Annotated in this window: 14 protein-coding genes and 1 pseudogene; 12 read left to right on the forward strand and 3 right to left on the reverse strand. The window is 71.5% G+C overall.

What is annotated here, in order from left to right:
• Nucleotides 1-553: 553 nt before the first annotated feature.
• The 11 genes from AB0M82_RS04130 to AB0M82_RS04180 all read left to right on the forward strand — a co-directional run bounded on the left by AB0M82_RS04130 (nt 554) and on the right by AB0M82_RS04180 (nt 14859).
• Nucleotides 554-1414, forward strand: a complete 861-nt coding sequence (locus AB0M82_RS04130; protein ID WP_364717562.1) for a 3-hydroxybutyryl-CoA dehydrogenase — start codon at nt 554-556, stop codon at nt 1412-1414.
• 10 nt (nt 1415-1424) lie between these two features.
• Complete coding sequence (locus AB0M82_RS04135; RefSeq protein WP_364717563.1) at nt 1425-2630, forward strand: aminotransferase class I/II-fold pyridoxal phosphate-dependent enzyme; 1206 nt, start codon at nt 1425-1427, stop codon at nt 2628-2630.
• Nucleotides 2627-4231 carry a carboxyl transferase domain-containing protein gene (locus AB0M82_RS04140; protein ID WP_364717565.1) on the forward strand — a complete coding sequence of 535 codons (1605 nt, stop codon included), beginning with the start codon at nt 2627-2629 and terminating at the stop codon, nt 4229-4231. The genes AB0M82_RS04135 and AB0M82_RS04140 overlap by 4 nt, the downstream gene beginning before the upstream one ends.
• A gap of 6 nt (nt 4232-4237) precedes the next feature.
• Entirely contained in the window at nt 4238-6208 is a 1971-nt protein-coding gene (locus AB0M82_RS04145; protein WP_364717566.1) for a biotin carboxylase N-terminal domain-containing protein, read from the forward strand.
• The gene (locus tag AB0M82_RS04150) at nt 6201-7454 is read left to right on the forward strand and encodes an ATP-grasp domain-containing protein (protein WP_364717568.1); all 1254 of its coding nucleotides are present in this window, start codon (nt 6201-6203) and stop codon (nt 7452-7454) included. Before AB0M82_RS04145 ends, AB0M82_RS04150 begins: the two co-directional genes overlap by 8 nt.
• 21 nt (nt 7455-7475) lie before the next feature.
• A complete protein-coding gene (locus AB0M82_RS04155) occupies nt 7476-8522 on the forward strand; it encodes a ketoacyl-ACP synthase III (protein WP_364717570.1) in 1047 nt (348 codons plus the stop codon).
• Nucleotides 8523-8535: 13 nt separating this feature from the next.
• Nucleotides 8536-9756, forward strand: coding sequence for an MFS transporter (locus AB0M82_RS04160; RefSeq protein ID WP_364717571.1), 1221 nt, complete (start codon nt 8536-8538; stop codon nt 9754-9756).
• A 145-nt stretch (nt 9757-9901) separates the two neighbouring features.
• Complete coding sequence (locus tag AB0M82_RS04165; RefSeq protein WP_364717573.1) at nt 9902-11512, forward strand: ABC transporter substrate-binding protein; 1611 nt, start codon at nt 9902-9904, stop codon at nt 11510-11512.
• Nucleotides 11509-12462, forward strand: a complete 954-nt coding sequence (locus tag AB0M82_RS04170) for an ABC transporter permease (protein ID WP_364717574.1) — start codon at nt 11509-11511, stop codon at nt 12460-12462. The genes AB0M82_RS04165 and AB0M82_RS04170 overlap by 4 nt, the downstream gene beginning before the upstream one ends.
• Complete coding sequence (locus AB0M82_RS04175) at nt 12455-13279, forward strand: ABC transporter permease (RefSeq protein ID WP_364717576.1); 825 nt, start codon at nt 12455-12457, stop codon at nt 13277-13279. The genes AB0M82_RS04170 and AB0M82_RS04175 overlap by 8 nt, the downstream gene beginning before the upstream one ends.
• Entirely contained in the window at nt 13276-14859 is a 1584-nt protein-coding gene (locus AB0M82_RS04180) for an ABC transporter ATP-binding protein (RefSeq protein ID WP_364717578.1), read from the forward strand. Before AB0M82_RS04175 ends, AB0M82_RS04180 begins: the two co-directional genes overlap by 4 nt.
• 172 nt (nt 14860-15031) lie before the next feature.
• On the opposite strand, the gene AB0M82_RS04185 is transcribed toward AB0M82_RS04180, so the two are convergent.
• On the reverse strand, nt 15032-15265 hold the full coding sequence (locus tag AB0M82_RS04185; protein ID WP_364717579.1) for a hypothetical protein: 234 nt from the start codon (nt 15263-15265) through the stop codon (nt 15032-15034).
• 179 nt (nt 15266-15444) lie between these two features.
• On the opposite strand from AB0M82_RS04185, the gene AB0M82_RS04190 reads away from it, so the two are divergent.
• Complete coding sequence (locus AB0M82_RS04190; protein WP_364717581.1) at nt 15445-16707, forward strand: ricin-type beta-trefoil lectin domain protein; 1263 nt, start codon at nt 15445-15447, stop codon at nt 16705-16707.
• Between the two features lie 340 nt (nt 16708-17047).
• Here the strand turns inward: AB0M82_RS04190 and AB0M82_RS04195 are convergent, their stop codons facing one another.
• Both AB0M82_RS04195 and AB0M82_RS04200 read right to left on the reverse strand, forming a co-directional pair.
• Nucleotides 17048-18718 (reverse strand): carboxypeptidase regulatory-like domain-containing protein, encoded by a 1671-nt coding sequence (locus AB0M82_RS04195; protein ID WP_364717583.1) that lies wholly within the window; start codon nt 18716-18718, stop codon nt 17048-17050.
• Between the two features lie 79 nt (nt 18719-18797).
• A pseudogene (locus tag AB0M82_RS04200) lies at nt 18798-20009 on the reverse strand (S8 family serine peptidase); the annotation flags it as partial.
• Nucleotides 20010-20069 lie beyond the last annotated feature (60 nt).

Raw genomic sequence — 20069 nt, forward strand, 5'->3', positions numbered from 1 at the left:
CGCCAAGCCGGACCGGATACTGGAATTCACCCCGGCGATACCGATGTCGCCGCGGCACCGGTCTGGGGCGGTTGCCCCCAGGTTTCTCCGGCCGGCCCGCGCGGGAAACGGACCGGGCACTCATCCGTTCGGGGGGTTTACAGGATGCGGCGGGCCTGCGTCCCCAGGCTTTGCGACGTGACGCTTCCCGCACGACAGGTCTGGACCTCCGGTATCTACCCGTGAGTAGGGACGGATACCTGCAGGTCAGGGCGTTTTCGCGGCTGCGGGCCGCAGGTTGCGGGAAAAGGTGGGGGAGATATCCCCCTAGCGCTGCCGCGCCAGGGCTGTGCAGACTGGCGACTGCCGCGGCTGGGGTGAAGTTGACCGGGGCATGGGGATACCACGACGGAATGCGACGCGACGTGAGCCGCCTCCGCTATCCGCGTGAACAGTTTCTTCCCGATCGGTGCTGCGCCCTCCGGGGTGTGCGATCGGACATTCGGTTCGGCAAAAGAACCGTTCCTTCGCGCGGTGGCACGAATGCCGCGCACGGCAGAATGCGGGGAAACACGTGAGTGCGAACGGAATCAGCCGGGTCGGCGTGGTCGGCTCGGGCACGATGGGCGCGGGGATCGCCGAACTCTGCGCCACCAGAGGGCTCGACGTCCGCCTCGCGGTGTCGCGCGAGCCGTCGCTGACGGCGGCTCCGCGCAAGATCGCGGCGTCGCTCGATCGCCGGGTGGAGAAGGGAAAGCTGACGCCGGGCGAGCGCGACGCCGCGCTGGCGCGGATCAGTGTCGGCACGGACCTGGCCGAGCTCGGCGATCGGGACCTGGTCGTCGAGGCGATCCCGGAGGACGAGCAGCTCAAGCTGGGCCTCTTCGCCACCCTCGACAAGGTCGCCGGCGACGACACGATCCTGGCCAGTACCACGTCGGCGATCGCGATCACCCGGCTCGCCGCGGCGACCACCCGGCCGGAGCGGGTGATCGGCCTGCACTTCTTCAACCCCGTCCCGGCCATGCGGCTCGTGGAGATCGTCCCCGCGCTGCCGACGGCCGCCGAGGTCACCGCGGCGGTGACCGCGTTCGCCGAGCACACGCTCGACCGGCAGCCGGTCACCGTCGCCGACCAAAGCGGCTTCGTGGTCAACGCCCTGCTCATCCCGTACCTGCTCGCGGCCATCCGCATGGTCGACACGGGCTACTGCCCGGCCGAAGACGTCGACCGGGCGATGGAACTGGGCTGCGCGCACCCGATGGGACCGCTGCGGCTGGCCGACCTGATCGGCCTCGACGTCGTCGCCGCGATCGCCGCCGCGCTGCACGAGGAGTTCAAGCAGCCCCTGTACGCCGCCCCGCCGTCGCTGTCCCGGCTGGTCGAAGCCGGCCACCTCGGCCGCAAGACCGGCCGCGGCTTCCACACGTACTGAAGGAGAAACCGTGCACTCGTTCCTGAACATCAAGAAGTCCGCCCGGATCAGCGACGACTTCTGGGACGTGACCGACAAGGCCGGCCTGTTCGACGTCGTCGTGGCCGGGCTCGGCGACGGCCGCCACCGCGCCCTCGACGACGGCCACGAGTTCGTCAACATGTCCTCCTACTCCTACCTCGGTCTCGACACGCACCCGAAGCTGGTGAAAGCCGCCGCCGACGCCGTCCTCGCCGAAGGGGCGCTGAACACCTCGACGTCCCGGATGCGGGTCCGCTTCGGAGCCCTGCGGGACGCCGAAGCGGCGCTGTCCGAACTGTTCGACGTCGAGGCCGTGACGCTCAACTCGTGCGCCGCCGCCGCGTGGGCGGCCTTGCCGCTGGTCGCGTCCGGGCTGTTCACCGAAGGTGAGCCGCCGCTGATGGTGTTCGACAAGAACGCGCACTTCTGCCTCAACGCCATGAAGCCGAGCGTCGCCGACGAGACCGAGGTCGCCGTGGTGCCGCACAACGACGTCGAAGCGCTCGAAGAGCTGTGCAAGCGGCACAAGCGGGTTGCCTACGTCGCCGACGGCGTCTACAGCACCGGGGGACAGGCCCCGGTGAAGGAACTCCTGGCCCTACAGGACAAATACGGCCTGTTCCTCGTGTTCGACGAGGCGCACGGCATCTCCACGGTCGGGTACCGCGGCCGCGGCGTCGTGCTGGAAGAGCTCGGTCAGATCAACGACCGCACCATCATCATCACCTCGCTCAACAAGGGCTTCGGCGCGTCCGGCGGCGCGATCTTCCTCGGCCGCCGCGGTTCGCAGTGGCGGCTGGACACCGCGCAGCGCAACGGCGGTCCGCTCATGTGGTCGCAGCGCATCAACACCGCGGGCCTGGGTGGCCTGCTCGCGTCCGCGGAGCTGCACCGCACCGACGAGCTGACCGTGCTGCAACAGCGGCTGCAGGACAACATCGCGCTCTTCGACCGCCTGGTGGAGACCGGCGAACGCGGTGACGGCCTGCCCATCCGGTTCGTGCGCGTGGGCTCGGAGGACGCCACGGTCCGGCTCGCCCAGGACCTGTTCCGCCACGGCTTCTACGTCTCGCCGATCTTCTTCCCCATCATCGGCCGTGGCAAGGCGGGCCTGCGCGTCATGCTGCGCGCCAGCATGACCACGGCCGAGATCGAACAGTTCGCCGCCCTTCTCGGCACCCTGGGGGAGGCGTGACGGCGCTGCGTTCGCACCTCGACATCGCGTCGGCCGGGTTCCGCCGCAACGCCGAGGACTTCGAGGTCAACCGCGAGGTCATCGCCCGGGCACGCGCCGCGGCGCTCGCCGGGGGCAGCGAGAAGGCCCACCGCAAGCACGCCGACCGCGGCAAGCTGACTGCCCGGCAGCGCGTCGCGCGGCTGCTCGACCCCGGCACGCCGCTGCTGGAGATCGGCCAGCTCGCCGCGCACGACGTCTACGACGAGCCGGTGCCCTCGGCCGCGCTCGTCGTCGGGATCGGGCTCGTGGCCGGGCGGCCGTTCGTGGTCTTCGCCAACGACGCGACGGTGAAGGGTGGCACGTACTTCCCGCTCGGCGTCCGCAAGCACCTGCGCGGGCAGAAGATCGCCCGGGAGAACGGCCTCGGCTGCATCTACCTGGTCGATTCGGGTGGCGTCTTCCTGCCGCTGCAGGAGGACCTCTTCCCCGACGAGGACCACCTCGGCCGGATCTTCCGCAACATCGCCGAGATGTCCGCCGAAGGACTACCACAACTGGCCGCGGTGATGGGATCGTGCACCGCGGGTGGCGCGTACATCCCGGCGATGTGCGACGAGACGGTCATGGTCCGCGGCACCGGCACGGTCTTCCTCGGCGGCCCGCAGCTGGTGCGCGCGGCGACCGGGGAGATCGTCGACGCGGAGACCCTCGGCGGCGCCGACCTGCACACCCGCGTCACCGGCGTCGCCGACCACCTCGCGGAGAACGACGACCACGCCCTCGACATCCTGCGCGATCTGGCCGCCCGCAGCCCGCGGCCGTCGCTGTCTCCGCCACCGCGCCCGCCACGGCCACCGAAATACGACCCCGCCGAGCTGCCCGGAGTGGTCAGCGCCGGGCTCAAGGAGCACATCCCGGCGCGGGAGGTCCTCGCGCGGCTGCTCGACGACAGCGAGTTCACCGAGTACCGCGCCCGGTTCGGCCCGACGATGGTCTGCGGGACCGGGCACGTCGGCGGCTACCCGGTGGGCGTGCTGATCAACGACGGTGTCCTGTTCTCCGAGAGCGCGCAGAAGGCCGCGAACTTCATCGAGGTGTGCGCACAGCGGGACATCCCGCTGCTGTTCCTGCACAACATCAACGGGTTCATGGTCGGCGCCGAGTACGAGGCCGGCGGGATCACCAAGCACGGCGCCAAGCTCGTCAACGCCGTGTCGTGCGCGAAGGTGCCGAAGTTCAGCCTGGTGATCGGCGGCAGCTACGGCGCGGGCAACTTCGCCATGTGCGGCCGGTCCATGGGCTCCCAGCTGATGGCGATGTGGCCGAGCGCGCGCTCCACGGTCGTCGGCGCGGAGCAGACGGCCAAAGTGATGACGCTGATCCGCGGCGACCAGCTCGCCAAGGAGGGCCGCGAGCTCACGCCGGAGGAGGAAGCGGCGATCCGCGAGCCGATCCTGGCCGCCTACGAGCGGCAGGCACAGCCGCTGTACTACGCGGCCCGGCTGTGGGTCGATGCCGTCGTCGACCCGGTCGAGACGCGGGACTGGCTGACGCTGTGCCTGGCCATGGCCGCCGACGCGCCGAAGCGGGAGACCCGCTTCGGGGTCTTCAGGATGTGAGGGACGATGCCGAAACGCGTGCTCATCGCCAACCGCGGGGAGATCGCCCGCCGGATCGCGCGCACCTGCCGCCGGCTCGGCGTCGACTACGTCGCCGTGCACTCCGACGCCGACTCCGGCGCGGCCCACCTCGAGGGCGCGGTCGAGAGCGTCCACATCGGACCGTCGGCGGCCCGGGAGAGCTACCTCGACATCGACGCGGTCGTCGACGCGGCGGTGCGGACCGACTGCGACGCCGTGCACCCCGGCTACGGGTTCCTTTCCGAGAACCCGGAGTTCGCCGCCCGGGTCGCCGCGGCCGGGCTGGTCTTCGTCGGACCGGACGCCGCCACCATCGAGGCGATGGGGGACAAGGCCCGCGCCCGGGAGCTGATGGCCGAGGCCGGCGTGCCGGTGCTGCCCGGATCCCAGCAAGCCACGGAGTCCGCGGACGTCCTGCTCGCCGACGCCCGCCGGGTCGGGTACCCGGTGATCCTCAAGCCGGTCGCCGGAGGCGGCGGCAAGGGCATGCGGGTGGTGCACGACGAAGCCGGGCTGCCCGCGGCGGTAGCGGAAGCCGTCCGGCTGGGCCGCGCCGGATTCGGCGACGGCCGGCTGCTGGCCGAGCGGTACGTCGCCGCGCCACGGCACATCGAGGTGCAGGTCTTCGGCGACCGGCACGGGAACGTCGTCCACCTGCTCGAGCGCGAGTGCTCGCTGCAGCGCCGGCACCAGAAGATCGTCGAAGAGGCGCCCGCACCCCACCTGTCCGCGACGACCCGCCACGCCCTGCTGGACGCGGCGGTCCGCGGCGCCACCGCGCTCGGCTACGTCGGCGCGGGCACGTTCGAGTTCATCCTCGACGGCGACGGGCAGTTCTTCTTCCTCGAGGTCAACACCCGGCTGCAGGTCGAGCACCCGGTCACCGAGGAGATCACCGGGTTCGACCTCGTGGAGTGGCAGTTGCGCGTCGCCGACGGCGAGCCGCTCCCGCTGCCGCAGTGGCAGATCCGCGCGACCGGGCACGCGATCGAGTGCCGCGTCTACGCCGAGGACCCCGAGCACGGCTTCCGGCCCGCGCCCGGCCACGCCGAAGTCGTCCGATGGCCGCCGGACGTCCGCGTCGAGGCCGCGTTCGACGAGTCCGGGGCGGTACCGGGCTGCTACGACCCGATGGTCGCGAAGCTCGTCGCCACCGGGCGGGACCGGCCCGAAGCCCTCGCGCGTCTCCGGACGGCGATCGCGGAGACCACGCTCGTCGGGCTGACCACGAACCTCGGGTTCCTGGGCGAGCTGCTGGCCGAGCCGCGGGTCGCCGACGGCCGGGTGGACACCCACTTCGTCGACGCCGTCACCGCCCGTCCCGCTCAGCACGACCGGGACGCACAGGCGCTCGCGTGCGCGGCGGCGATGGCGGTGCCGGAGCGGACCGCGGCCGCGTCACCCTGGACCGGCTCGATCGGGGCGTTCGACCGCGCCGCACTCGACCCGGACGCCCCGCTCGGCCGGATCACCCTGCGGTACGACGGCCACGACCACGAGGCCCGGCTACTGGCCCGCGACCGGGCCGGACTGCACGTCGAAACCAGCGGCGGCCGCTTCACCGTCCTCGCCGACCGGGGTGCGGACGGGCTGTTCCACGGCACGGTCGGGACCACCCGCTGGACCGGATTGCCCACCGCGGGCGGCTACGAGATCGTCGTCGACGGTCACCGTGTCGCCTTGGCGCGTCGCACCTTCGACGAAGGCGGCGGCGAGGCGTCCGACGGCGCGGTGCGTACGCCGATGCCCGGGGTCGTCGTCGGCGTGGCGTGCGCACCCGGTGCCCGGGTCGAAGCGGGGGAGCTGCTCGTGGTGGTCGAGGCGATGAAGATGGAGAACCGCATCGTCGCGCCGTTCGCCGGGACGGTCGAGCGGCTTTCGTGCGCCACCGGCGACGGCGTCACCGCCGACCAAGTACTCGTCACCCTGAAAGCCGAAGGAGACACCCATGCCTGAAACCCTGCTGTTCGTCGGCGGCGCCCGGCCGCTGAGCTTCAGCCTCGACATGGCCGCGGAGGCCCTGGCCCAGGCGGCGGCCCGGGGGATCCGCGTGCACGTCACGAACACCGACGACGTCCTCGAGGCGACCGCGGACGTCGTCGGGAAGGCGGCCGAGACGTCCACTGTGGACGTGCTGCGGCCTGGAGAATCCGCGGCCTGGGCCCGCGCCCGGGGTGAGCGCTTCGACGCTGTCTACGCCCTTCAGGAGCTGCTCCAGGTCGCCGTCGCCGAGACCGCCGAAGCGGTCGGGGCGCCGGGCAACCCGCCCGAGGCCGTGCACCGCGTCCGGACCAAGGACGCCTGCCGGGAAGCGCTGTCCGCCGCGGGGTTCCCGCAGCCGGTCGTCCGGCTCTGCGCGGACCGGGCCGAGGCGGAAGCGTTCCTGCGCGAGCAGGCCGGGCCCTGGATCGTGAAGCCGCGGGATGCCATGGGCAGCACCGGCGTGAGCCTGGTGACCGACGTCGCCGAGCTGCCCGCGGCGCTCGCCCTGCTGCCGGACGCGAAGCCCTTCCTCGTCGAACAGTTCGTCGAGGGACCGGAGTTCAGCGTCGAAGGGATCTTCTTCGGCGGCGAACCGAAGATCCTCGCCGTCACGGCCAAGGAGAAGGTGCCGCCGCCGTTCTTCGTCGAGACCGGGCATGTGCTGCCCGCCCCGCTGCCGGACGCCCGGCGGCGGGAAATCGAAGAACAGGTGTCGAGCGCGCTGAAGACACTCGGGCTGCGCGTCGGCGGCTTCCACGTCGAACTCTGGCTCACCCCGGCCGGCGTCGTGCTCGGCGAGGTGCACGGCCGCTTCGGCGGCGACTGGCTCCACCGCATGCTCGCCCACGCCATCCCCGGTCTCGAGCTGTACGGGCTGGTCTTCGACGACATGCTCGGCCGCCCGCTCCCGGACGTCCCGCTGGAGCCGAGCCGGGGCGCGGCCGTCCGGTACTTCACGCCGCCGCCCGGTCGCCTGGCCGCCGTCGAGGGCTGGGACGAGGTGCTCGCGCATCCCGCCGTCCTGTACGCGGAGCTGGGGGTCACGGCCGGCGACGAGATCAGGCCCTTGCACCGCTCCGGCGACCGCGTCGGCCTCGTCGTGGTCGGCGCCGACACCGCCGAAGCCGCGAGCGCGCTGGCCGCCGACCTCGTGGACTCGGTGAAGTTCGTGCCCGAGTCCGAAACCGACCGCCTGCCGGGCCTCTGGGCCCTGCACTGACCTGACGAACTGGGGACGAACATGACCACCGACATCGGCATCATCGGCACCGGCTCCTACCTGCCCGACCGCGTCGTCACCAACGCCGAGATCGCCCCGGCGGCCGGCGTCGACGCGGCGTGGATCGAACGCAAGACCGGCATCCGCGAACGCCGGCACGCCGCACCGGGACAGGCCACCTCCAACCTCGCGGCGATCGCGGCCGACCGCGCGCTGCTTGCGGCGGGCCTGAGCCCCGACGACGTCGACCACGTCGTCGTCGCCACCTCGACGCCCGATCACCCGCAGCCGGCGACGGCCAGCCTCGTCCAGCACCTGATCGGCGCGCGCTCGGCCGGCGCGGTCGACGTCAACGCCGTGTGCAGCGGCTTCGTCTACGCGCTCGCGATGGCCGAGGGACTGCTGCACGCGCGCGGCGGCGGCCATGCGCTCGTGATCGGCGCGGACATCTATTCCCGCATCCTGGACCCGCGTGACCGGAAGACCGCGATCCTGTTCGGTGACGGTGCGGGGGCGGTCGTACTCGGTGCGGTTCCGGCGGGAGGGGGCGTCATCGGCACGCGGTTGCGTGGACATGGCGACGAGCACGAGCTGATCGGCGTCCGCGCGGGCGGCAGCAGGCTGCCCGCGTCGGTGCGGTCGGTGCTGGACGGCGAACACTTCTTCCGGATGAACGGCCGCGGCGTGCGCGAGTTCGTCGACGCCCAGGTGCCCGGTGCGATCACCGGGGCCTTGCACGAGAGCGGGGTGCCCGCCACCGCCGTCGATCACTTCGTGCCGCACCAGGCGAACGGCGTGCTGCTCCGCGAACTCGCGGGCGCGCTCGACCTGCCGAACGCGCGGCTGCACCTGACCGTCGAGGAGTTCGCCAACACCGGCGCGGCGTCCGTGCCGATCACCCTCGACGCCGCTCACCGGTCCGGTGCGCTGCGGGCCGGGGACGTCGTGCTGCTGGCCGGGTTCGGTGGCGGCATGAACCTCGGCGTCAGCCTCTGTCGCTGGACCGCCGCGCGCCCGCGTCCCGAAGCCGGCGTCGAAGACCGCGCCGCTGCCCTGTCCCACCGCTGAGAAAGGCCATCTCATGCCCGCGCTCCTGCCCCGCGGCGGACCACCCCGGTTGCTGGCCGTGGCCACCCTGGTCACCATGACCGGCTACGGCGTCTACCTGACCGCCGGCGTCCTGTATTTCACCCGGGCCGTGCACCTGCCCGCCGGTCAGGTCGGCGCCGGGCTGACGATCGCGGGCGCGGTGTCGCTCGCGGCCGGGATTCCGTTCGGACACCTCGCCGACCGCCATGGCGCCCGCACGGTCTACGCGCTCACGCTCGTGCTCGGCGCGATCTCCATGACGGGCCTCTGCCTCGCCGAAGACTTCTGGTCCTTTGTGGTCTTCGCGAGTCTCGGTGCCGCGGCCCAGACCGCGGGACCGGCGGCGCGCAGCCCGCTCGTGCAGGAGTACGGCGGCGACCGGCCGGCCGAGTTCCGCGGTTACCTGCGGTCGGTGACCAACCTCGGCATCGCGTTCGGCGCGGTGCTGGCGGGCTGGGGCGTCGCGGCCGACACCCGCAACGCCTACTTGCTGCTGATCGGCGGCAGTGCGGTGTCCTATGCGGCGAGCACGGCCATCGTGCTGTTCCTCCCCGCGGTCCCGCCGAAACCGGGCGGGGCGGGGCCCCGGTGGGTGGCGCTGCGGGACCGGCCGTATCTGGTGCTGACGCTGCTCGACGGTGTGCTGGCGATCCAGTACCGGGTGCTGACCGCGGCGGTCCCGCTGTGGCTGGTCGCCCGGACGACGGCACCGAACTGGACGATCTCCGGCGTGATGGTGGTCAACACCGTGATCGTCGTGTTCTTCCAGGTCCGGGCGAGCCGCCGGATCGACACGACCAGGGCGGGCGCGGTGGCGTTCCGGCGGGCCGGCTTCGCGTTCTTCGCCGCCTGCGTGGCGATCGCGGCGATGGCGGGGGCACCGACGTGGCTGGCTCTCGTACTCCTGCTGGCCGCGGTGGTCGTGCACACGATCGGCGAACTCTGGCAGGCGGCGGGCGGCTTCGAGCTGTCGTTCACGCTGGCACCCCCGCACGCGGTCGGCCAGTACCAAGGCCTCTTCGGGATGGGACTGGGGCTCGGCGTGACACTGGGGCCCGCGGTGCTGATCGCCCTGTGCATCACCTGGGGCACCCCGGGCTGGTTCGTGATCGGCGGCATCTTCGCCGCGACCGGCCTGGCCGTCCCCGCGGTGGTCCGCTGGGCCGAGCGCGACCGGGCCCGCGAACCCGTGGCCGACCGGCAGGTCGCGTAGCCGCCGGCGCGCCTTCGCTTGCGTGTCAAGGGTGTTTCGTCGCGGTGCCAGGGACTGAGACTCCGGTTCGCCCAGTGGGACGGCCTCGAGCGCTTGGCTAGTTTCGGGTTCGAAGACGCAACCGCTCCCCGCTGGAGGCCGTCCGGTGTCCCTGCTTTCCTTCGCCCGCAACGCCGCGGCCCTGCTCGCCTTGCCCGTGCTGCTGACCGCCTGCTCCGCCGCGGGCACCGAATCCGCCGCCGACGCCGGCCCGCCCAAGGCCGGCGGTACGTTGCGGCTCGGCATTTCGTCCGCGCCCGACTGCGTCGACCCGCAGCAAGTCGCCACGAACGCGTCGATCAACGTCGCGCGCCAGCTCGTCGACTCGCTGACCGACCAGGACAAGAAGACCGGCGAGATCACGCCGTGGCTGGCCCAGAAGTGGGAGATCAACGCCGATTCGACGGTGTTCACCTTCCACCTGCGCCCCGGCGCGACGTTCTCCGACGGCAGCCCGGTCGACGCCGCCGCGGTGAAGACCAGCTTCGACGGCATCAAGGCCCTCGGCACGAAAGCCCAGCTCGGCTACGGCTACCTCGCCGCCTACAAGGCGTCGACGGTCGTCGACCCGCAGACGGTGCGCATCGAGTTCTCCGCGCCCAGCGCGCAGTTCCTGCAGGCCAGCTCGACGATGTCGCTCGGCGTCCTCGCGCCCGCGGCGTTCACGAAGACGCCGGAGCAGCGCTGCCAGGGCAACGGCCTGATCGGCTCCGGCCCGTTCGTCTTCGAAAGCCTGAAGCAGAACCAGGAGATCGTCCTGGCCAAGCGCAAGGGCTACGCCTGGGGCTCGTCGCTGTTCAAGCACCAGGGCGAGGCCTACCTCGACAAGATCGACTACAAGATCGTGCCGGAGCCGGGCGTGCGCACCGGCAGCCTCGCTTCCGGCCAGCTCGACGCGATCACCGACGTCCAGCCGGTCGACGAGCCGCAGTTCACCGGCAACGGATTCAGCGAGAACATCCGGCCCAACCCCGGTGTCGTGTTCAACCTGCACGCGAACACCACCCGCGGGGTGCTCACGGACGAGAAGGTGCGCCAGGCCGTGCTCAAGGGCGTCGACCGCGCCGAGGTCGTGACCACGGTGCTGACGCCGAGCTACAAGGCCGCCACGAGCATCCTGGGCTCGGCGACGCCACTGCACAGCGACCTCTCGCAGCAGCTTGCGTACGACCAGAAGGGCGCGGCCGCGCTGCTCGACGCCGACGGCTGGGTACCCGGGCCGGAGGGGATCCGCGTCAAGAACGGCCGGCAGCTGAGCGCGTCCGTCGTGTTCTCGCCGGTGTTCAACCAGAACCGCAGTGTGCTGGAGCTGATCCAGCAGCAGCTCCGCAAGATCGGCTTCGACCTTCGGATCGAGCAGCACACCACGGCCGAGACCACACAGATCCAACTGTCCGGCAACTACGACTTCCTCTGGTACAACGTGACTCGCGCCGACCCGGACATCCTGCGCGGCCAGTTCTCCACGAAGGCCGGCAACCGCAGCAAGCTCACCCCGGGCAACCCGCTCGACGTCGCGCTCGACGCCCAGTCGTCCACTGTGGACACCGACAAGCGCAAGCCGTCGGCCGACGAGGTGCAGAAGCTGATCGTCGACCACGCCTACGCGGTCCCGGTGTTCGAGCTGACCCAGGTCGTCGCGCTGAGCTCGAAGGCACACGCCGTCGACTTCGAGGCGTCGTCGCGGCTGCAGCTCTTCGACGCGTGGCTGTCATGAGGCCGTATCTTCTCCGCCGCTTCGGGCAGGCGGTGTTCGTGCTGTGGGCGGCGTTCACGCTGTCGTTCCTGATCCTTTACCTGCTGCCGGGTGACGCCGTGTCGGCGAAGCTCGCGAGCAGCGACGCGGGTTCGGCGGCCACGCCCGAGCAGCTCGCCGCCGCGCGCGCGGAGTACGGTCTCGACTCGCCGTTGCCCGTCCAGTACCTGAAACGGCTGGTCGCGACGCTGCACGGTGACTTCGGCCGCAGCGTCGCGACTGGTGACGATGCGACGCACATGGTGGTCACGGCGTTGCCGCCGACGCTCGCCGTGACCGGGCTGGCGCTCGTGTTCGCGGTGCTCTTCGGCGGCGGCTCGGCGTTCCTCGGCACGTTCACGCGGTTCCGCTGGCTGCGGCAGGCGCTGCTCTCGCTGCCGTCGCTGGCCATCTCGCTGCCGCCGTTCTGGGTCGGGCTGCTGCTGATCCAGTTCTTCTCGTTCCGGCTGCGGCTGCTGCCCGCCCTGGGCACGCAGGGCTTCTCAGCAGTGATCCTGCCGGCGATCACCCTCGCGCTGCCGACCGGCGCGATCATCGGGCAGGTGCTGGCGAAGAGCCTGGCCACGCAGCAGGAACAGCCGTACGCGGAGATCGCCGCGGCCAAGGGGGCGAGCCGCTGGCGCGTCCACTTCGGACACCTGCTGCGCAACGCGGCGGTGCCGACGCTGACCGTCGCCGGCGTGGTGGCGGGCAACCTCGTCGCGGGATCGGTGATCACCGAGACGGTGTTCTCCCGCGACGGCGTCGGCCGGATCACCGCGGCCGCCGTCACCGCGCAGGACGTCCCGGTCGTGCAGGCGGTGATCGTGCTGGCAGCACTGGTGTTCGTGCTGCTCAACCTGGTCGTCGACCTGCTCTACCCGCTGCTCGACCCCCGCATCGCGCGGACCCCGGAGGTGGCTCGTGGTTGACCTCGCCACCCCGGCCCGGCCGGCCGTGCGCCGCCCCGGGCTGGTCATCGCCGTCGCCGTGCTGGCGTTCGTGCTGCTCGCGGCCTGCGTACCGGGCCTGCTGACCGGGTACGACCCGATCACCGGCGTCCCCGCCGAACGGCTTCAAGGGCCGTCGTCGCACCACCTTTTCGGCACCGACGAAACCGGCCGTGACGTCTACGCGCGGGTGATCCACGGGGCGTCGCTCTCGCTTCGGGCGACCGCTATCGCCGTGCTGGTGGCACTGGTGGCGGGCTCGGCGCTCGGCCTGCTGGCCGGGTTCCGCGGCGGCTGGGCCGACACCGTGATCATGCGGATCGTCGACGTCTTCCTGGCCATCCCGCCGATCCTGCTGTCGCTGGCCCTGGTCACGGCGCTGGGCTTCGGCACGACCAACGTCGCGATCGCCGTCGGCATCGCGAACCTCGCGTCCTTCGCGCGAGTCATGCGCGCGGAGGTGCTTCGCGTGCGAAACGGCGTGTTCGTCGAAGCGGCACGCGCGAGCGGCGTGCGCTGGTCCGGCGTGCTGCTGCGGCACGTCCTGCCGAACGCGGCGGGCCCGGTGCTCGCGCTGACGACGCTCACGCTCGGCACCGCCGTGCTCGAGGTGTCGGCGCTGAGCTTCCTCGGCTTCGGCGCGACGCCACCGACGCCGGAGTGGGGCTCGCTCGTCGCGGGCGGGCGCAGCTTCCTGGCCACGGCCTGGTGGATGACGACGTTCCCGGGCCTGACGGTCGCGGCGGTAGTGCTCGCCGCGAACCGGCTGTCCCGCGCGCTCGACGGAGGAGACCGATGACCCTGCTGCGGATCTCGGAACTGGCCGTGTCGTACCGGACGCGGGCCGGGCTGGTGCCCGCCGTGCGCGACGTCAGCCTCGACGTCGGCGCGGGCGAGTTCGTCGCGGTCGTCGGCGAGTCCGGCTCGGGCAAGTCGACCACGGCACACGCGGCGATCGGGCTGCTCCCGCGCGGTGGCCGCGTCGACGGCGGCTCGATCACCTTCGACGGCCGGGACCTGCTTTCCCTGTCGGACAAGCAGTGGCGTGGCGTGCGCGGCCGCGAGATCGCCCTCGTGCCGCAGGACCCGGCGGTGTCGCTGAACCCGGTGCACCGGATCGGCGACCAGGTCGCGGAGGTGCTGAAGCTCCACGGTCTCGCGGACCGGCGCTCCGCCTCGGTGCAGGCGATCGAACTGCTCGAACGCGCGGGCGTGCCGCAACCCGAGCTTCGTGCGCGGCAGTACCCGCATCAGCTGTCCGGCGGGCTTCGGCAGCGCGTGCTGATCGCGTCGGCGCTGGCCGGGCAGCCGAAGCTGATCATCGCGGACGAACCGACGTCGGCACTGGACGTCACCGTGCAGCGCCGGATCCTCGACCACCTGACGTCGCTGGCTCTTGACATGGGCACGGCGATCCTGCTGATCACGCACGACCTCGGTATCGCGGCCGATCGCGCGTCGCGGATCGTGGTGCTCTCGCAGGGTTCGGTGGTCGAGGAGGGTTTGTCGGTCGTCAGTGCGCCCACGCATCCGTACACGCAGCAGCTGATCGCGGCGGCGCCGAGCCTGTCGAGCGCGCTGCGGCCGCCCGCTCCCGCCGCCGAGCCGCTGGTGTCGGTGCGCGACTTGGCGAAGAAGTTCGACGGCGGGATCCGCGCGGTCGACGGGGTCTCGTTCGACATCCCGCGCGGGCGGACCCTGGCGCTGGTCGGCGAGTCGGGCTCGGGCAAGTCGACGACGGCGCGGATGGTGCTGCGCCTGGAGACGCCGTCGGCGGGTTCGGTGGGGTTCGACGGCCGGAACATCACGTCGCTCGGCGGTACGGAGCTGCGGCGGCTGCGGCGTCGGATGCAGATCGTGTACCAGAACCCGTACGCGTCCCTGAACCCGAAGTTCTCGATCGAGGACGTGGTGGCGGAGCCGTTGCGGGCGTTCCGGGTGCCGGATCGGCATGCCCGCGTCGCCGAGCTGCTGGAACAGGTGGCGTTGCCGTCGTCGGTGGCGCGCCGGAAGCCGGCGGAGCTGTCCGGCGGCCAGCGGCAGCGGGTGGCGATCGCCCGGGCCCTGGCGCTGAAGCCGGACCTCGTGGTGTGCGACGAACCGGTGTCGGCGCTGGATGTCTCGGTGCAGGCCCAGATCCTGCGGCTGCTGGCGGATCTGCAGTCGGAGCTCGGGCTCACGTACCTGTTCATTTCGCACGACCTGGCCGTGGTCCGGCAGCTCGCGGATCACGTCGGGGTCATGCGCGCGGGCGCGCTGGTGGAGCTGGGCCCGGCGGCCCGGGTTCTGGCGGAACCGGAGTCGGAGTACACGAAGGAGTTGCTGGCGGCGATTCCCGGGAGCCGGGTGCGGAAGGGGATGAGCACTGCGGGAAGGTAACTCCCTGACGTAGCGCCTTCGGGTCGGCGGACGCGCTTTCGGCGACAGGGTGGTCCGACCAGTATTTCCCGAGATTGAGCAAAACGTGGCGCGAACACGCGAACCCCTCGCCCGAACGCGGGTACTCCGGGTAACGTGGGCAGTGGCCCTGAACCCTCTGCCCAACGGTTAATCAAGACCGGATATTTGCTTCGTCGGGTTGCTGAATTGGCCTATCCGGACAGTGTGGTAAATAGGTGCCATTGGAAACACCGCGTCGGGGTTGGTGAGGCCGCGTCAGCTGCGCGGCGACGCGTTCGTCCCACGGATCGGTACGAGCTCGGGTGGCCAGCTCGGACAGCAGGTCGTGGTGCCTGCCGCACCGCAGCGCCCGGTCGGCCTCGCAGGCGACGCGTTCCCGGCGCAACCGTTAGTAGAATTCCGGCTTGCCGATGAAACTTTCCTGGCTGCCGCCGATTGTTGTTGAGGTTGCGGAATCGTCTTGTCACACTGGGGCGCAACGTCCGCGTGACTGTGGAGGCGATCATGCAACGAGGCGGGACGACGGGCCGGGCGACCGGAAGCATCGTGGCCATTCTGGTGGTGATGACCACGCTGGCTGCGGCCCTGCTCGCGGCGGGGCCCGCCGTCGCTCAGTCACGGGACATCTCGCCCGAGAATCCGTACCAGCGAGGCCCCGATCCCACGGTGGCGATGATCGAGTCCAGGACCGGCCCGTTCGCGACGGCGTCGATGAGCGTGCCGACGGGCCACGGATTCAACGGTGGAATGGTGTACTACCCGACCGACACCAGCCTGGGTACCTGGGGTGCGCTGGCGATCGTGCCCGGCTATTCCGCACTGTTCGCCGACGAGGAAGCGTGGATGGGGCCGTGGCTGTCCTCGTTCGGGTTCGTGGTGATCGGCGTGGAGACCAACAGCCGCACCGACAGCGCCGACGCCCGCGGCACCGAACTGTTGGCCGCGTTGAACTATCTGACCACGCAGAGCCCGGTGCGCGACCGGGTCGACCCGAACCGGCTGGCGGTGCTCGGCCATTCCGCGGGCGGGGCCGGGGCGTTGCTCGCGGCGGAAAGCCGGCCCGCGCTCAAGGCCGCGATCGGTCTCGCACCCGGCTCACCGGTGGGCAACCTGTCGCTGGCCACGGACAAGGTGCCGACGATGGTGATCGGTGGGCAGAAAGACACCGTGGTCACGCCGTCCTACCTCAGCGGCCTCTACGCCACCATGCCCGCCTCGACGCAGAGCGTCTTCGCCCAGATCGCCGGCGCCGACCACGTCTACTACACCCACCCCAACAACGTCGAGATGAAACTGCTGATCCCCTGGCTGAAAACCTTCCTGGACAACGACACCCGGTACACGCCCTTCCTGTGCCCGGCGCCACCTGATCCCAGCTCCATCTCGATCTACACCCCCAAATGCCCGTACGTGCCCGGCGGCAGCACGCCACCGCCGGACGGGAACACCGGCGCGTTGCACGCGGTGGGCGCGGCCAAGTGCCTTGCCGCGCCCTCGGCCGGCACGCAGGTGACCATCGGCATGTGTGACGGGCAGGCCGCGCAGACCTGGACACGGACGGCCGCCGCCCAGCTGACCGTCACGCTCGCCGGCGCGCCGCTGTGCCTGGACGCCTATGGCCAGGGCACGAGTCCCGGTACCAAGGTGATCGTCTGGTCATGCAACGGCCAGACCAACCAGCAGTGGAGCCTCAACCCCGACGGCACCGTCACTGCCGCGCGGTCGGGGCTGTGCCTGGATGTGACCGGTGGCTCCACCGCCGAGGGCGCTCCGGTCGAACTGTGGTCCTGCAACGGCGGCGGCAACCAACGGTGGAGTCTGGGCTGACGCCGGCCGCCGCAACCGCCTACGAGGAGGCGGGGGAGCCCGGTGGGGTGCCGGTGGTCCTGCTGCCTCGAGCGGCGCGCGCGGGAGTTCAAGCGTCGCGAGGCCGCATCCGTCGAAGTGGTCGTAGGGATGAGTGAGCGTTTGCTGGTCAGGCCGGTGGTCCAGTTGTGCCAGATCGCGGCGGCCATGGCCAGCAGGCGCTGCGCGACTCGAGCGTCATCTCGGCCTGCTCGTGTTCGCAGTACATGCTCGCAGCAGTCAGGTCCAGCGGTCGGCCGCCTCGGGTGACACGTTCGTGCGATCCGGCCGGGAGGGTGGCAGGCCCTCCCGGCCGGGCCACTCAGCGGCCCACGGTCACCGAACCGGTGAGGGGGCCGAGCCGCACGGTGTGCGTGCCGCGGGCCAGGTTCCGCAGTTCGAACGTGACGCACGTGGTCTGGCCCGGCCACACGAACACCGGCCGCTCGACGGCGACCACGCCGTCGATCCACAGCACCGCCTGGTAGGTGCCGGCCAGTTCACCGACGTCCTTCACCGACGCGGTGACCCGGCCAGGCGACCAGCCGTGGCCGTCCTCAGCGCTGAGGTCGGTCAGTGCGAAGCGCGGGGCGGGCCCGGGGGCCCGGTCGCGGACGAAGATGTCCGAGTGCCCGTTCGTGTCGTCCTCGACGAGGTTCGTCGCCTCGCTTTCGAACGCCACGTACTTGCCGTCGGTGCTGATGGACGGGAAGTCGCTGTAGGCATCGCCCACCTGGCCGCCGAGCGCACCGGAGACCTTGTCCGTCTTCGCCGTGCGCAGGTCGCGCACGAACACGTCGGACGCGCCGTCGCCGTCACCGGGAACGAGGTTGCCGGCGAAGCTGAAGAACGCGACCGCGGTCCCGTCCCCGCTGATCCGCGGGCTCGCCGAATAGGCGTCGGCGCCGCCGGCCCCGCTCGCCGCCTGCGACACCAGCGTGTTCGTGTGTGCCTGCCGGTCGTGGACGTAGACCTGGGAGGGCCCGTCGGACGGACTGACCACGTAGGCCACCTTCCTGCCGTCGGCACTGATCGACGGCTGCGTCGCCTCCGCCCCGCCCGGCGCCGGGATCACCTCCGTGGTCCCGGTCTTCCGGTCACGCACGAACACATCGCGGTGTGCGTTGCCGCTGCCGGGCACGAGGTTCTCCGCGCCGCTTTCGAACACGACGAACCGCCCATCGCCGCTGACGCTCGGCTCGAGCGAGTCACCGTCCGTCGGCGCACCGCCGACGCCCGCCGAGACGAGTTCGGTGGCCCCGGCCACCCGGTCACGCAGGAAGATGTCCTGCTTCCCGTTCGTGTCGCCCGGCACCAAGTTCGTGGCCTGGCTGAGGAAGACCGCGTAGCGGCCGTCGGTGCTGAACACCGGCTGCCCGGACAGCCCGTCGGCCTGCTTCTTGTCGGAGGACATCGAGATCAGCTCGGTCGCGCCCGTCCGGCGGTCGTGCGCGAACGAGTCGGGTATCCCGTTGCCGTCGCCCGGCACCAGGTTCGTCGCGCCGCTGAGGAAGCCGACGTACCGTCCGTCGGGGCTGATGCTCGGGCTGACCGACCACGCGTTCGCCCCGCTGCCGTCCGGTGCCGTCGTGATCCGTTCGATCGCTCCGGTGCGCCCGTCCCGCGCGAAGATGTCCATGTCGTCGTTGGTGTCGCCGGGCGCGAGCTCGCCGGACGCGCTGGCGAACGCGATCACGCCGCCGTCACCGCTCATGGCCGGCCAGAAGGTGTGGGCGTAGATCTGCCCGCCGTCACGGGTCATCGAGACCCCCTGCGTCGCGGGCGGCCGCGGCAACGCGAAGTCGGCTGTGGCGGGCCAAGGCCGACCGGTCACGACGACCTGCCGCGGGGTCGTGACCGAGATGCCTGCCGCCGAAGCGGCTACCCGGTAGGTGCCTTCGGGCACGTTCTGGAGGGTGTAGCGGCCGTTGCCGTCCGAGACGGCGGTGAGCTCGTCGAGCTCGTCGAGCACCCGGACCGTCGCGCCGGGCACCGTCGAACCGGTCGGGCACGACGTAGCTGTCCGGCCAGCTCGCCGGGGCGTCCGCCCAGTCCTTCTTCCGCACGACGCCACCGCACGAGAAGTCCGGCACGTTGTCGCCGTCGTCCGTCGCGCCGACCCCGGTCGACTCGAAGACGTTGCCGGGCGCCGCCGAACCGCCGGGGACGCAGTCGTTGCCGATGGCGAACGCGGGGAACGCGCCGGCCAGGTGGATGTTGCGGGCCGGCTCGACCATCTCGCTGCTGTAGCCCTCTTCGCCGAGCGACATGCTCACGACGTTCGCGGGCTTACCCGCGGGTCTGCCGTCGGCGTCGTACGGCGCGATCGCCCACTGCATCCCGGCGATCACCTGGGCCAGCGTGCCGGATCCGCCCGGGATGACGAGCCCCGCCATCAGCTCCGCGCCCGGTGCGACGCCGATCTGCGTGCCGGAGCTGCGCCCGCCCGCGATGGTGCCCGCCACGTGGGTGCCGTGGTAGGAGCTGTCGTGGGGTGTGGAGCGCACCGGCGAGCCGTCCGGACCGAACTCGAGCCAGCCACCGGGGTGCGCGGCGTTCGCCGGGTCGTCGCTCACCAGCTTGCCCGCGAGGTCGGGGTGGGCGGTGTCGATGCCGGTGTCGAGGATCGCCACCCGCACCCCGGCGCCGGTGGTGCCGTCTCGCTGGACCCGGTCGGCGCCGATCTTCGACACCCCCCACGCGACGGCGGCGTCGGTCTTGGCCTGCTTCCGCTGCGGCTCGGTCGGCGTCTTCAGCGTGAAGTTGGGGATGACGCGCTCGACCAGCGGCAGCGCGGCGACGGAGTCCAAGGTGGCCGGGGTGGCGCGGACGAGCACCATGTTCTTGAGCCAGAACGTGCTCACCACCTGGTCGCGGCGGGCGCCGACCAGGTCGACGACCGGGGCTTGCATGGCCTTCGCCGAGTCGGTGAGCGTCCGTCGCGCGGCGTCCGGGGAGGACGGTGCGAGGCCCCGGTCCTTCAGCACGACGACCGCCTCGAACCGCGTGCCCGGCCCGGAACGGGCGCCGGCGATCCGGTCGAGCAGCTCCTTGGCGATCTTGTGGTGCGCGGCTGTCGGGGCTTCCGGTGCGGCGGCTGCCGTCGCCGGCAGGGCGCCGAGTGACCCGGCGGCGACGAGCACCGCGAGGGCCAACCGGCGGCCACGGGTCCGCGAGGCGGACAGGGACATGGGGAGACTCCTTCGCTCCGTCAGGTTCCGGCGGACAAGCGAGACGGCGCGCCCCGAGCGAGGTTGCGCGCCGTCGACGTCAAAACGGTGCATCAGTGATCAACACATGACAAGGTCATGGAGGCGGCGGATTCCCGTCAGCTGTCGGAAACC

The organism is Amycolatopsis sp. NPDC051128, assembly GCF_040682715.1.
Taxonomy (GTDB): domain Bacteria; phylum Actinomycetota; class Actinomycetes; order Mycobacteriales; family Pseudonocardiaceae; genus Amycolatopsis.